11 protein-coding genes and 1 tRNA gene are annotated in these 14,640 nt (G+C 56.6%); 6 read left to right on the top strand and 6 right to left on the bottom strand.

The features are described 5' to 3' along the window. Window position 1: 1 nt before the first annotated feature. The 5 genes from AB1A64_RS10055 to AB1A64_RS10035 form a co-directional block, all read right to left on the bottom strand. On the bottom strand, window positions 2-2,509 hold the full coding sequence (locus AB1A64_RS10055; protein WP_366551287.1) for an FAD-dependent oxidoreductase: 2,508 nt from the start codon (window positions 2,507-2,509) through the stop codon (window positions 2-4). A gap of 136 nt (window positions 2,510-2,645) precedes the next feature. Then, window positions 2,646-3,920, bottom strand: coding sequence for a hypothetical protein (locus AB1A64_RS10050; protein ID WP_366551286.1), 1,275 nt, complete (start codon window positions 3,918-3,920; stop codon window positions 2,646-2,648). Window positions 3,921-3,986: 66 nt separating this feature from the next. Next, the gene (locus AB1A64_RS10045) at window positions 3,987-5,408 is read right to left on the bottom strand and encodes an FAD-linked oxidase C-terminal domain-containing protein (RefSeq protein ID WP_366551285.1); all 1,422 of its coding nucleotides are present in this window, start codon (window positions 5,406-5,408) and stop codon (window positions 3,987-3,989) included. A 12-nt stretch (window positions 5,409-5,420) separates the two neighbouring features. Next, window positions 5,421-7,214 (bottom strand): gamma-glutamyltransferase, encoded by a 1,794-nt coding sequence (gene ggt, locus AB1A64_RS10040; RefSeq protein ID WP_366551284.1) that lies wholly within the window; start codon window positions 7,212-7,214, stop codon window positions 5,421-5,423. 39 nt (window positions 7,215-7,253) lie between these two features. Continuing rightward, complete coding sequence (locus AB1A64_RS10035) at window positions 7,254-8,240, bottom strand: D-glycerate dehydrogenase (RefSeq protein WP_366551283.1); 987 nt, start codon at window positions 8,238-8,240, stop codon at window positions 7,254-7,256. Between the two features lie 179 nt (window positions 8,241-8,419). Between AB1A64_RS10035 and AB1A64_RS10030 the strand changes: the two genes are divergently transcribed. Beyond that, on the top strand, window positions 8,420-8,899 hold the full coding sequence (locus AB1A64_RS10030; protein WP_366551624.1) for an SH3 domain-containing protein: 480 nt from the start codon (window positions 8,420-8,422) through the stop codon (window positions 8,897-8,899). Between the two features lie 26 nt (window positions 8,900-8,925). On the opposite strand, the gene AB1A64_RS10025 is transcribed toward AB1A64_RS10030, so the two are convergent. Continuing rightward, the gene (locus AB1A64_RS10025) at window positions 8,926-9,756 is read right to left on the bottom strand and encodes a ferritin (protein ID WP_366551282.1); all 831 of its coding nucleotides are present in this window, start codon (window positions 9,754-9,756) and stop codon (window positions 8,926-8,928) included. 106 nt (window positions 9,757-9,862) lie between these two features. Here AB1A64_RS10025 and AB1A64_RS10020 point away from each other — a divergent pair. From AB1A64_RS10020 to AB1A64_RS10000, 5 genes are all read left to right on the top strand, one after another. After that, window positions 9,863-9,937 (top strand) — tRNA-Gln (locus tag AB1A64_RS10020). Window positions 9,938-10,253: 316 nt separating this feature from the next. Beyond that, window positions 10,254-11,375, top strand: coding sequence for a ring-hydroxylating oxygenase subunit alpha (locus AB1A64_RS10015; protein WP_366551281.1), 1,122 nt, complete (start codon window positions 10,254-10,256; stop codon window positions 11,373-11,375). Beyond that, on the top strand, window positions 11,372-12,898 hold the full coding sequence (betC, locus tag AB1A64_RS10010) for a choline-sulfatase (RefSeq protein WP_366551280.1): 1,527 nt from the start codon (window positions 11,372-11,374) through the stop codon (window positions 12,896-12,898). Before AB1A64_RS10015 ends, betC begins: the two co-directional genes overlap by 4 nt. 5 nt (window positions 12,899-12,903) lie before the next feature. Beyond that, on the top strand, window positions 12,904-13,698 hold the full coding sequence (locus AB1A64_RS10005) for an SDR family oxidoreductase (RefSeq protein WP_366551279.1): 795 nt from the start codon (window positions 12,904-12,906) through the stop codon (window positions 13,696-13,698). After that, a complete protein-coding gene (locus tag AB1A64_RS10000) occupies window positions 13,698-14,630 on the top strand; it encodes a 3-keto-5-aminohexanoate cleavage protein (protein WP_366551278.1) in 933 nt (310 codons plus the stop codon). Before AB1A64_RS10005 ends, AB1A64_RS10000 begins: the two co-directional genes overlap by 1 nt. Window positions 14,631-14,640: the final 10 nt, after the last annotated feature.

The raw sequence follows: 14,640 nt of genomic DNA, 5'->3' as shown, positions 1-14,640 counted from the left end.
TTTAACCGTCCTTGCGGATAGTTTCGTTTTTCGGATCATAGGGGCTGTCGCAGGTCACGACCGCATCCCACAGCTTGTCCTGAATTTTGACCTTCAGCTTGGTGCCTTCAACCGCCATCTCAGGCTTCACATAGCCCATGCCGATGGATTTCTCGAACGCCACCGAGTAACCGCCCGAGGTCAGTCGACCCACACGCTCGCCTTCTGGCGTATAAAGCGCCTCGCGGCCCCACGGGTCGGCATCGTCCGGTCCGTCGATCAGCAAGGTGCAGCATTTGACGCGTACGCCAGTTTCTTCCAGCTTGGCTTTGCCGTGAAAATCCTTGGACAGGTCGACAAAACGCGGCAGGTCAGCTTCCAGCGGGGTCGCGTCGCGGCCCAGTTCGGTACCAAAGGCGCGATAGGATTTCTCCTGACGCAGCCAGTTCTGGGCGCGGGCACCTACCAGCTTCATACCGTGCTTCTCACCGGCTTTCTCCAGCAGGTCGAACAGGTAGTTCTGCATCTCGATCGGGTGGTGCAGTTCCCAACCCAGCTCACCAGTATAAGCCACGCGGATCGCGTTGACCGGGCACATACCCAGTTCGATCTGTCGCGCCGACAGCCACGGGAAACGTTTGTTGGACAGCGCGGTTTCCGGATCGGCGTCCTTGATGACATCTTTCAGAACGTCACGCGACTTGGGTCCGGCGATGGCAAAAACGCCCCACTGCGTGGTCACGTCCTGAATCTCGATGTAACCGAACTCCTCCATCTTGTCCTCGGCCGCCTTGCGCAGATAGTCGGCGTCATACTCGGTCCAGGCACCGGCGGAGACGATGTAATAGTTATTCTCGCCATTGCGGACGATGGTGTATTCGGTTCGGGTGGTGCCTTGCGAGGTCAGCGCGTAGGTTAGGTTGATCCGACCAACCTTAGGCAGCTTATTACAGGTGAACCAATCCAGGAACTGGGTCGCACCCGGGCCTTTGACGACATGCTTGGTAAACGCGGATGCGTCGACCAGACCCACGCCTTCGCGGATCGCCTTGGCCTCTTCGACGGCATATTGCCACCAACCACCACGGCGGAAGCTACGGCTTTCCTTGTCAAAGTTGTCCGGCGCGTCCAGCGGGCCGAAATAGTTCGGGCGTTCCCAGCCGTTGACCCAGCCGAACTGCGCGCCGCGCGCCTTCTGGCGATCATAGGCCGGAACGGTCCGCAGCGGACGGCAGGCTTCACGCTCTTCATCAGGGTGGTGCAGGATGTAGACGTGCTCATAGCACTCTTCGTTTTTTCGGGCCGCGAACTCGGTGGTCATCCAGTTGGACGAGTAACGTTTGGGGTCCAGCGAGGCCATGTCGATTTCGGCCTCGCCATCGACCATCATCTGCGCCAGATAATAGCCGGTGCCGCCGGCCGCGGTGATACCGAACGAGAAACCTTCAGCCAGCCACATGTTGCGCAGACCCGGAGCGGGGCCAACCAGCGGGTTGCCGTCGGGGGTATAGCAGATCGGGCCGTTGAAATCGTCTTTCAGGCCGGATTCGGCACAGGATGGCACACGCTCAGCCATCGCCATGTACTGATCAGCAATGCGGTCCAGATCCAGCGGGAACAGGTCCGCGCGGAAGCTGTCCGGAACGCCGTGTTCGAACTGCGCGGGCGCGCCGTGTTCGTAGATACCCAGAATCCAACCGCCACGTTCCTCGCGAGCGTAAGATTCGTTGTCAGCATCACGGACAACAGGGTGTTCGGGGTTACCAGCTTCACGCCATTTGACCAGCTCGGGGTCTTTGTCCATGACGATAAAGGTGTGCTCGACTGGGATCGCGGGCATTTTGATGCCCAGCATCTTGGCTGTGCGCTGCGCATGGTTTCCGGAAGCGGTCACGACATGCTCGGCGGTGATAACAATCTGCTCATCCGAAGGAATGAGGTTGCCGCCCTTTTCCACCATCTTGGTGCAGGTGACTTCCCAATGGCTGCCGTTCCAATGGAAGGCATCGGCCTGCATCTTACGCACGATGTCGACGCCACGCTGGCGGGCGCCTTTTGCCATGGCCTGTGTAACATCGGCGGGGTTAATATAGCCGTCTTCGGTATGATAGATCGCGCCCTTCAGGTCCGAGGTCTCGATCAGCGGCCAGCGTTCCTTGATCTGGTCCGGGGTCAGCCATTCATATGCAACGTCGCAGGTCTCGGCGGTGGACGCATAAAGCATGTATTCGTCCATACGTTCCTGCGTCTGCGCCATGCGCAGGTTGCCAACAACGGCGAAGCCCGCGTTCAGGCCGGTCTCTTCCTCAAGCTGCTTATAAAAATCGACCGAGTACTTGTGGATGTGAGTTGTCGCATAGGACATATTGAACAGTGGCAGCAGGCCAGCGGCATGCCAGGTGGAGCCGGACGTCAGCTCATCCCGTTCTATCAACATCACATCATCCCAACCCGCTTTGGCCAGATGATAGGCAATCGAGGTCCCAACGGCGCCGCCGCCAACAACCAATGCTTTGACTTGGGTTTTCATAACCGGGCGTCTCCCCTTGAATTCAGTTGACACCATATGGCGCATTTGAAGCACCCGGCGCGACATTCATCCGACCAGTGAGAGAAAAAAAACGACCCGCTGCTGTAAACAGACTGCGGAATCCTCGTGATTGGCGTTATTGCCCCGAGGCTGAACACCGCTTGATGCTGCCAACCTGCGCGCAAGACGTCCCCAACCCGCCCTTGTGCACGCGCACTGGTTGCGAGGTTTTTTTCGGAGCCGGTTTCACTGCCGTATCCTTGTACTCAGGCGCCGCGAAAGCTGGCAGCTTGTTTTTCAGCCTGTTGAAAAACCCCGCCCCTCCGGCCTCGTCCTCTTCTGCCAATGCCGCCTGACGCTGATCAGATTCCAACAGCAGTTTTTGCGCCCGGCTATACCCGATTTGCAGGATGTCCTGATTTTCGAACACCTCACCCCCGGTAATATCCATGATGCCATCGCTGTTGAAATCCGAGGCCGTCAACGAGTTAACCATCACCGCAGCGACATCCAGATTCTTGAGCTTTTCATCGGTGGTTTTTTCCTGAACCAGCTTCATTTCGGTATAAAGCTGATCCATCTTTTCGGCGACTTCGGGCTGACGCTCTTTCGAGACCGAGACGCCTTGCCCTACCACAAGCGATGGGTAGGTCAGCAAAGAATTGAGGGCAGCATAGTCGACGGCCTCCAAAAGCTCTAGGATCGTGGCGTCACTGGCATTGGTGTTCATCCGGATCACGACCTCTTCGTCGATCCCGATCCGTCCGGTGATCTTGCGATAGTCCAAAGCGTCGGTGGGATCGGTCATGTCTTGAATGATTTCCACGAATGCGACACCGTCAATCACCGCAAAACCTTTTTTGATCGCGGTAAGCGACATGAAATTTTGCTGCCGCGAAAGGGCCATGCCCGCCAGCGTATTGCGCGCCGATTTTGGCTTGAGGCTGATGTCGAACCAGGCGACCTCGCCGCCTTTGGCATAGACCAACCCCGTTTCGCTGAGCTTGCGCAAAATCCCTTCTTTGCCCGCAGTTCTCAGGCGCATCAGCTCAGCCGTGTCCGTTATCGAACTCATCAGAGGAGCCGGACTATATCCCACAATCACAGTATCGACCGCATCGCTGCCCGTCTCGGTCAACTCGTACTGTGCCCAACCTGCACCGACCGCTGGAAGATGAGATTTCGACCCAGCTTTCCAGCGTTTCTTCCGGTCACGTTCGACGGCTTTGGCCTCACGCTCTTCCTGTTGTTGCGCAAAACGTTGCTTGATCGTTTCGACATAACCACTGACAGACAAAGTGCCTTCATGCTTTTTGCCCTGTTGGTAATAATCAAGGCCTGCAATAGTCGAAATTACAACCACCATAAAACCAAAAATCCGCAAAATGCCCATCTGATAATCCAAAATCAATCGCTGCTCATTTTTGCGAAAGATAGAATGGAATTTGGGCAGCCTTGTGGCTTTCAGTCCGAAATTTTAAAGATGGTCGAAATCTGCATTCGACAGGATTTTCCCCGGATTCATGATGTTGTCCGGGTCCAGTGCCTTTTTGATTGCATCCATATAGCTGACCGCCGCACCCAGTTCTTTGATCAGATAGGGCCGCTTGCCCTGACCGATTCCATGCTCACCAGTACATGTGCCCTCCATCGAGATGGCCAGATCGTTCAGCCACCCGACAAACCCATCCGCCCGCGCCACCTCATCGGCGTTGTCCATGTCGATCAACAGCAGAGTGTGAAAATTCCCGTCCCCCACATGCCCCACAATCGGTGCCATCAGGCCCAGCTCTTCAGCCTTATCCCGGGCCGCGGTGACGCATTCTGCCAGGCGCGATATCGGAACGCAGACGTCGGTTGAAATCCCCTGCGCTCCGGGACGCAGTTGCAGGCTGGCCCAGTACATATCATGCCGGGCCTGCCACAGCTTGTTGCGCTCTTCCGTTGTTGAGGTCGCGGCAAAATCCGTACCACCGAACTCGTCGGCGATCTGACCAAAGGTTTCGGCCTGCTCAACCGCGCCGGATTCCGATCCGTGGAACTCCAACAGCAGCAAAGGCGTTTCTGGCAGGCTAAGCCCGGAATAGGCGTTGGCGGCCTTGACCGACAGTTCGTCCAGCAACTCGATCCGGGCCACGGGCACGCCGTATTGGATCGTCATCATCACCGCCTGACAGGCCGCATCAACAGTCGGAAAGGAACACCGGGCCGAGGTGATCGCCTCCGGGATGCCCTGCAGGCGCAGGGTAAGTTCGGTGATGATGCCCAGCGTACCTTCGGCCCCGATCAACAGGCGGGTCAAGTCATACCCAGCTGACGACTTTCGCGCCCTATGGCCGGTGCGGATGATCTGCCCATCGGGCATCACCGCCTCAAGGCTGAGGATATTGTCCTTCATCGTGCCATAGCGTACCGCGTTGGTGCCCGAGGCCCGCGTTGCCGCCATCCCGCCCAGCGACGCATTGGCTCCGGGGTCGATGGGAAAGAACAGACCCTGATCGCGCAGATGGGTATTCAGGTCTTCGCGCGTCACACCCGGCTGCACAACGCAATCCAGATCGCCGGCATGCACGGCCAGCACCTGATTCATCTGGCTCAGGTCGACCGAGATACCACCCGCCGGGGCGTTCACATGCCCTTCCAGCGATGTGCCGGTGCCAAAGGCGATCACCGGCACCTTGTGCTGGGCACAGGTTTTGACAATCTCGGATACTTCCGCGGTCGAACGGGGAAAAACCACCGCGTCCGGGGCCTGATTGTTGATCCAGGTTGTCGTATGCCCGTGCTGTTCTCGGACCGACTCGCCAGTTTGCAGGCGGTCACCGAATTTCTGCTTTAGAATACCGACAGCCGTTTCAATCCCGGCCTCGTTTCGCGGCAACGTTGCTGCCTGCACCATGTATTTTTCCTTTTACTCGCCCAGCGCGATGCCTTCGCGGCGCGGATCGGCACCGCCGGTCAGGACCTCTCCGATTTCGATCGCATGCAGGCCCGACGTCAGATCGCGCGGGTTCACCTCGAACCCCAATTCGATCAGCGGGTCCGAGAACCCTTCGGCTGCGGTGCCCTGTTCCACATCATAAGTTCCAAAGCGATTGACCAGATGCGGCAGTGATAGCGCCTGTTGCACATCCATATCCCAATCGGCCCAGGCGATGATCGACTTGGCTACATAGCCAATAATGCGGCTGCCGCCGGGTGATCCGATGGCCAGCACCGGCTTGCCATCTTGCATGACTATCGTGGGACTCATCGACGAGCGCGGACGCTTGCCGGGCTCTAACCGGTTGGCAATCGGCACACCATCGCTGTGGGTTTTGAACGAGAAATCGGTCAGTTCGTTGTTCAGCAGGAACCCGTTGGTCATCAACCGTGAGCCGAACCCGTTTTCAATCGTCGTGGTCATCGACAGTACGTTGCCATATTGGTCGACGATCGAGATATGCGAGGTCGAGGGCAACTCGAGCGAGACATCATCCGCCCAGTTCGACGCGTGGTCGAACTCTGGATTGCCCGGGGTCGCTTCGATCAGCGCGCCCTCGCCGCCCAGCAGTTGCCCGCGTTCAGACAGATAGGCGGGATCGACCAGACCCTGCGTGGGCATCGGCACATAGTCGTGATCGGCCATGTACCGACCGCGATCCGCGAAGGCCAAACGCGACGCATCACCAATCAAATGCCACGCACGCGCTTCCTCGGGGCCCATCGCGGCCAGATCATACCCGTCCAACATGCCAAGGATCTGGCCAACCGTCAGCGCACCGGACGAAGGTGGGCCCATGCCGCAAACATCATAGGTGCGATAGGCCGCGCAGACTGGCTCCCGCTCGATCACCTGATAAAGCGCTAGGTCGATGCCAGAGAGAACGCCGGGATTGCCCGGCGCACCGCGCACCGTGCTGACGATACCGGCGGCGATTTCACCGCTGTAGAATCCGGCAGAGCCTTCGCTGGCCAACAGCCGTAACGTGTCCGCATAGCCCGGGTTCATCAGCCGTTGACCTTGCTGCAATGGTTCACCACCGGGCAGGAAATATTCGGCCGTCACAGGAAAACGCGATAGCCTCTCAGCATCTGCCTCGACCAAAGTGGCCAATCGCGGAGATACTAGGAACCCCTCATCCGCCAGTGTGATGCCGTCCTGAAACAGGCTGGGCCACGGACTGCGTCCCCAACGCCGGTGCGCCTCTTCCAGCAACGCAGGCGTACCGGGCGTACCGACTGAAAGTCCGCCCACCACGGCATCGTAGAATTGCAAGGGTTCGCCATTTTCATCGTGGAACAGCCGGTGATTTGCCTCCAGCGGGGCCGTCTCTCGTCCATCCAGCGTGGTCAACTTGCCAGTTGCCGCGTCATACCAAACCAGAAACGCGCCGCCGCCAAGGCCCGAGGATTGCGGCTCGACCAACCCCAGCACGACTTGCACCGCGACCATTGCATCCGCCGCCGAACCTCCGGCCCGCAGAACCTTGGCACCGGCCTCAACAGCCAACGGGTTCGCCGCAGCAACCATCCAGTTCGGCGAGGTCACCGGTTGACCGGCCATCTTCGCCTCAAGCGAGGCAATCACTTCGTCGGTCAAACCCTGAACCTGACCTTCCGAGGCACCCTCTGGTGCTACCGCATCTGCTGTTTCCTGCGCAAAGGACGCCCCGCCAAAGGTCAACGCCGTCACAAACAATCCCGAAATCAGATTTTGTCGCATCGTATCCTCCTGAAAAAATGTTCCTTCGGCGCGGCTGCGTCACAACATGGATGGCACAACCTGATCCGGCGGGCGATGCCCGTCTTCGAAGGTCTTGATATTGATAATAACTTTCTCACCCATCTCGATCCGCCCTTCCAACGTGGCCGATCCCATATGAGGCAGCAAAACAACATTGGGCAATTGCCGCAACCGCGGGTTTACCTGAGTGCCATGTTCGTAAACATCCAACCCTGCGCCTGCAATATCACCCGATCGGATCAGACGCGTCAGCGCATTCTCGTCAATCACTTCACCCCGAGAGGTGTTGATGACAACCGCCGAGGGCTTCAGCAACTTTAACCGACGCGCGTTCATCAGATGAAAGGTCGACGGGGTCGACGGGCAATGAATCGAAAGGACGTCCATACGGGCGACCATCTGATCTAGGCTTTCCCAATAGGTGGCCTCCAACTCGTCCTCGATCTCGGGGCGCAGTCGGCGGCGGTTGTGGTAATGCACCTGCATTCCAAAGACACGGGCACGGCGCGCCACGGCCTGGCCGATCCGACCCATGCCCAGAATACCAAGGCGTCGACCACCGATCCGCCCGCCCAACAGCGCGGTCGGCGCCCAGCCGCTCCAATCTCCCCGTTGCATCACGCCAACGCCCTCGGGAAAACGCCGCGTGACCGCAAGGATCAATGCCATGGTCATATCGGCCGTATCGTCGGTCAGCACACCGGGGGTGTTGGAAACAAGAATGCCTCGCTGCCGCGCCGTCGACACATCGATATTGTCGACACCGGCCCCGTAATTGGCGATCAAACGCAGGTTTTCACCCGCCTGCCCCAGTAAACCGCCATCAATTGTGTCGGTAACCGTCGGGACAAGGACATCTGCGCCCTGAACTGCTGCGACCAGCTCTTCGCGCGACATGGGGGTGTCTTCCTCGCGCAGCTGGACATCGAACAACTCGCTCAGTCTGGTTTCCACTGCCTCGGGCAACCGTCGCGTTACAACAACACTCAGACGTTCTCTTGGCACTTTCGCCCTCCCATCGCTTTGCAAACCTTCGCGCGCCATGGCATCGTGGCGCAGGATAAGGCGGGGCACAAGAACCCCAACGCATTGAGACGACCTTTTTTCGGAACCAAATCAACAGGCACAAGAGCAGGCAGTCAGTGAGTGGTTTTCTATCGGTAAAACGCCGCCTTCTGGTGGTTTTGTCCGTATTTCTGTTTGTGCTGGGCACTTTGGCCGCCAGTGCACAGGATGCGCGCGGCCCTGTGACCAACCTGCCATTGCCAAGATATGTTTCGATGAAAGCCGCCGAGGGCAATGTTCGGCGTGGTCCTTCGTTAACACATCGAATCGACTGGGTGTTCAAACGGCGCGGCATGCCGCTGCAAATCACGGCTGAATACGGCAATTGGCGCAAGGTTCAGGACCGTGACGGTGCCGGCGGATGGGTTCACTATGCCCTCCTTTCCGGCGTGCGCACTGTATTGATCGAATCCGAAATGCTGCCTGTCTATGCCAGCCCCGATCCAAACGCGCAGGTCAGTGCCCAATTTGAATCCGGGGTGGTGGCGCGCCTGGGCAGTTGCAGCCTGGACTGGTGCCAAATCTCTGCTGGCGGCTATCGCGGCTGGGCCCGGAAATCGAGCCTGTGGGGAGTCGACCCTTCTGAAATCCGCGAGTAACTGGGCGACCGCAGCCGCCCCGCCGCCTAATCCGTAGCCTGAGCGGGTCGTGCGCCCATATCCTTGTCCAACAGCAACAGGTTCCACCGATCGCCATTGGCGGCCTTGGTCTTGTCGAGAATCTTGCCAAACAAGTCTTCTTCTTCGTTCTGTTCGGCCAAAAACCAGTTCAGCATGTTTTGCGTGCTGTATTCCTTGACCCCGTGCGCCAGTTCAAACAGCGCATTGATCTGACCTGTGACCTTTTCTTCATTGGCAAGCGCATATTCCAGTGCCTCGACCGGCGAGTCATAGTCCATCTTGGGTTTGTCGATACCCTCCAGTTCGATTCTCCCGCCGCGCTGCGCCAAAAAATCGAAGATACGCATGGCATGTGTTTGTTCTTCATCCGAGTGGCCGCGGAACCACTGCGCGAATCCTGGCAGGTCCTGCGATTCAAAATATGCGGCCATGGCAAGGTAGATATAAGATGCCTGAAGCTCACTGTTGATCTGACGGTTCAGTGCTTCTGCGACATTCGGGTTCAGCTTCATCTTCGTCTCCTGTAACGCGGGGTACCAGTGCATTTGCATTGCTACGTATTTTCTAGAAATCCTGCAACCTGATTGGTTATTTTTATAATTTAATTTCAATATTTTAGATGTTATTTTCTGCGAATGAAAGGCGTTTGCAATTCCGGGGTGAATTTCCGGATCAATGTGTTTCCCAGCTTCAAAACGCTGCTCAGAGCGTGGGTGAAAGACCCGCCGCCCCTCGGACAGAAAGGCCGTGTTCAACGGTTTCTGGCCTTTCCCATTGGCTTTGTGACCAATAAATCCTTTTCCAGATAGGCAATCCATGACCGGAATTTTCTCCAATTTGAACCGTCGGGAGCGTGGCAAAAAAATTTTGCTCCAAGTCAGTTTTTTTCACTCGAAAGCCCTTGAACCCTCCAACCAACAATCGTAGACAGCGCCTCACCGTTGGGGTGTAGCCAAGTGGTAAGGCAGCGGTTTTTGGTACCGTGTATCGTAGGTTCGAATCCTACCACCCCAGCCACCTTTTCCGAAAATGATTTGCTCTTCTCTTGGTCAACCGTACTCGGCTGACCAGATCCGATGGCAAATTTGGATGCGACTTCACAGAAAACGCCCCAGGCAACTTGGCACTTGGTTGCCAAACCACCCCAACTCGCGACAGATTTTACCAGCGCCCCGAACGCCAATGCCCGTCGTTTACTTTGCCTTGATCCAAGTACCTGTCACTCAAGGATGCAGCCTATCCTGCTCTGGCGAATAAAATCAAAAAATCGGCTAATTTCGCATAACTCCAAAATTCACCTGAAGTAGGATTAACCTACCTTGGGAGGGGCGACATGACTGATTCAGAAACGATTTCATTTGGCTATCACGCTAATCCATCACGCTCGTTTTCGTTGCAGGCTGCTGCCTATACCGAGGGCAAATGGTTTGACGCTGACCTTCGCTCAATCCTGTCCAGAACCTGGCAATGGGTATGTCATGTCGAGAAAACGCGTGAGCCAGGATCGTATGTAACGGTGGATATTGCCGGCCAACCCATTGCCGTTGTGCGTGATAGAGAAGGCAAACTTCGCGCCTTTTACAATGTCTGTAAGCACCGTGCGCACGAATTGCTGTCTGGCGAAGGCAATACCACACGGATCATGTGCCCCTATCATGCTTGGGTCTATAAGCTTGACGGGCAATTGGCACGTGCGCCACATACCGAAAACCTCGAAGACTTCAGCAAAGACGAGATTTGTCTCGACGAAGTGCAAGTCGAAGAGTTTTGCGGTTTTGTTTTCGTCAATTTGGATCCGACGGCTGCCTCTTTGTCAGACCAATCCGGAAATTTGGAAACCGAGGTGCGTCACTGGGCGCCGGATGTGGATAAACTCACTTTTGGCCACCGTCTGACCTATGACATCAAGTCGAACTGGAAGAACGTCGTGGACAACTTCCTGGAATGCTATCACTGCCCTACGGCACATAAGGATTTTTGTGACCTCGTGGATATGGATACCTACAAGGTCACAACCTACGGTATTTACTCCAGCCACATGGCTGACGCGGGCACCAGCCCAAATACCGCTTATGACGTGTCGAATGCCACTGTCAAAACCCATGCGGTGTGGTGGCTTTACCCAACCACCTGCCTGATGCGGTATCCGGGACGGTCCAGCATGATCGTGCTGAACATCATCCCTGTCGGGCCAGACCGAACGCTAGAAACCTACGACTTCTTCCTTGAGACGCCAGAACCTGACGCGATGGAGTTGGATGCAATTCGCTATCTGGACGAAGTTCTTCAGGTCGAAGACATAAGCCTTGTCGAAAGTGTGCAGCGCGGGATGAACACACCTGCGTTCACCCAAGGTCGGATCGTCAATGACCCTGATGGGTCCGGCAAGTCTGAGCACGCCGTACATCACTTCCATGGTTTGGTCCTGGATGCTTATGCAAAAGGTGCTGCGTGACGCGGCCAAATATCCTCGTGATCATGGCGGACCAGTTGGCTCCGCACTTCACTGGGGCTTATGGGCATAAGATCGCCAATACACCGCATCTTGATGCGCTGGCGGCACGCGGCATGCGCTTTGATGCCGCCTACTGCAATTCCCCACTCTGCGCGCCTTCACGGTTTGCCTTTATGTCGGGTCAGCATATCAGCCGCATTGCAGCCTATGACAACGCATCCGAATTCAAGGCATCGGTGCCAACCTTTGCGCATTACCTCAAATCGCTGGGCTACCGCACCTGCCTTTCCGGCAAAATGCATTTCATTGGCCCGGATCAGATGCATGGGTTCGAAGACAGGGTAACGACCGATATCTACCCGGCAGATTTCGCGTGGACCCCAGATTGGGAGGCCCCCGACGAGCGGATCGACAAGTGGTATCACAATATGCAGACGGTCAAGGAAAGCGGCTTGGCCCATGCAACCTTCCAGATCGACTATGACGACGAGGTGGGCTTTGCTGCCAAACGTTGGCTTTTTGATTTGGCCCGCGACAAGGCGCTTGGGAACGATGCGCCCTTTGCGATGGTGGCAAGTTTTATCCACCCGCATGATCCGTATGTGACCCGACCAGAATGGTGGAATCTGTATGCGGACAACGACATTGACATGCCCACCTTTGTGCCCGCGCTGGAGGATCAGGACCCGTTTTCGCGCCGTTTGATGGATGGGATTGAAGCGTCTTATGTGCCCTTGACCGACGAAGAAATACGCCGCGCGCGCCGTGCGTATCTGGCCAATGTCAGCTACTTCGACAGCAAAATCGGAGAGCTGGTTCAAACCCTCGAAGAGGCCGGAGAGTTGGACAACACCATTGTGATTGTCACGGCCGACCACGGCGACATGTTGGGCGAGCGTGGGCTTTGGTACAAAATGAACTTCTTCGAGCATTCGGCACGCGTTCCACTGGTCATGGCCGGACCGGGCATTGCTGTTGGGACCGTGCAGAATGCCGTGTCGCTTGTCGATCTACTACCGACATTTATCGACATTGGTGGTGGTGACGAGACTATGATCGGAGAACCGATCGACGGTCGCAGCTTGATGCCTTTGGCACGGGGCGAAGACGACCCGGTCGATGAAGCTATCGGTGAATATTGTGCTGAAATGACGGGCTATCCCGTGATCATGATCCGGCGCGGTCCCTTGAAGTATATTCACTGCGACAGCGATCCACCTCAACTCTACGACCTAAGCGCTGATCCTATGGAAACGAAAAACGTCGCTTCGGATCCTGACTATGCGGACGCAGCCACTCGGTTTGCTACCGAAGTCACCGAACGTTGGGACGGCAGTGATTTGCGCGACAAGATAATTGCAACGCAAAAATCGCGCCGCGCGCTGCATGCGGCGATGGAGGCCGGTGCCAGCGAGCCTTGGGACTATAACCCGCCGTCAGACGCCAGCCAGCAGTACGTACGCAACAATATGGATTGGACGGTGGCCGCGAGCCGCTATCGCTATCCGCCGCTGAAGGATTAAAACCAATGATGCTGAACGGAAAAATCGCCCTTGTGACTGGCGCGCGTGGAGGTATCGGGCGTGCGATTGTCGCGCGATTCCTAAGAGAAGGTGCAACTGTATTTGCCGCTGACCTGACACCGGAAGGGTCATTGGACCAACATGACGACGATGGCAGCCATTTTGTAAAACTGGATGTGACGCAAGAGTCAGACGCGATTGCCGCAATGGATCATGTGCGCTCGGCACATGGCAAACTGGACATTCTTGTGAACGCGGCCGGGATCGAGATCGAAAAAACGGTTGAGGAAACCACGCTGGAGGAATGGAACCAAAGCTTTGCGGTAAATTCCACTGGCACGTTCCTGACCTCGAAATACGCCATCCCGTTGATGCGCGAAGCGGCGAAAACGGGGAACAGCGCAAGCCTTATCAACTTCGGGTCCTACGATGGGTTCATTGCAGATCCCGGCCTTGCGGCCTATTGCGCAACGAAAGGTGCGGTACACGCGTTGACCCGTGCAATGGCCTGTGACCATGGTCCTGAAGGTATCCGTGTGAACGCCATTTGCCCCGGCTATATCGACACCCCAATGCTGCAGAGCTTCTTTAACGGGGATGGATCTGGTGGTGGCGGCGGCAATATTGAAACGCTGCAACAGGCCGTGCGCGATGTTCATCCGACGCGCACCTACGGGACACCTACGGATATTGCAAACCTGGTCAACTGGCTTGCCTCGGACGAAGCGCGATACGCCTCTGGCCAGTTGTGGGTTCTGGATGGGGGGCTGTCTGCACAAGTGCAGCAGATGAAGCTCTGATGCCCAAACCCGTAATCATCACCTGTGCGCCAACGGGCGGCATCCATACCCCGTCAATGTCCCCCTATCTGCCGATTACGCCAGCCGAGATCGCGACGGCCAGTATTGAAGCGGCACAAGCGGGTGCTTCGATCATCCACTTACACGCGCGGCACCCGGAAACTGGAAAACCCGACCCACGACCTGAGCTGTTCAAGCAATTCCTGCCTGTAATCAAGCAGTCCACCGATGTGGTGATGAATGTCTCGACCGGCGGCGGCTTGGGCATGTCGATGGACGAGCGGCTGTTGGCGGCGACCTCAACAAGCCCAGAAATGGCATCGCTCAACATGGGCTCCATGAACTTTGGCATCTTTCCGATGCTGCAAAAATACACCGAGTTTCAGCACGATTGGGAAAAGCCATTTTTGGAGATGACGGAAGACTTTATCTTTCCCAACACCTTCAAAACCATTCGTTACGCCATCGAAAAACTTGGTGGAGATCATGGCACCAAATTCGAGTTCGAATGCTATGACCTTGGCCATCTCTACAACGTCAAATGGTTCGTCGATCAGGACCTGATCAAACCGCCTTTTTTCATTCAGATGGTGTTCGGCATCTTGGGTGGTGTTGGCGCGGATGCCGATCATCTAACCCACATGCACAACACGGCCGACAAGCTGTTCGGTGCAGAGAATTACGAATGGTCGGTTCTTGCCGCTGGACGTCACCAGATGCCTTTTGCGACCCAAAGCGCCATGCGGGGCGGCAACCTACGCGTGGGACTCGAAGATAGCCTGTTCATCGGCAAGGGTGAGTTGGCAAAATCCAATGCCGAACAAGTCACGCGCATCCGAACAATCATTGAAAGCCTTGGTCTTACGGTCGCCACTCCGGCTGAGGCGCGCGCGCGGCTCGCGCTTAAAGGCGGCGATCAGGTCGGGTTCTGAGGAGACGCAT

The sequence above is a fragment of the Ruegeria sp. ANG10 genome, from assembly GCF_040705255.1.
GTDB lineage: Bacteria > Pseudomonadota > Alphaproteobacteria > Rhodobacterales > Rhodobacteraceae > Ruegeria.
Note: the sequence above shows the minus strand (reverse complement) of the source record. Positions and strands in the feature narration are given on the sequence as shown.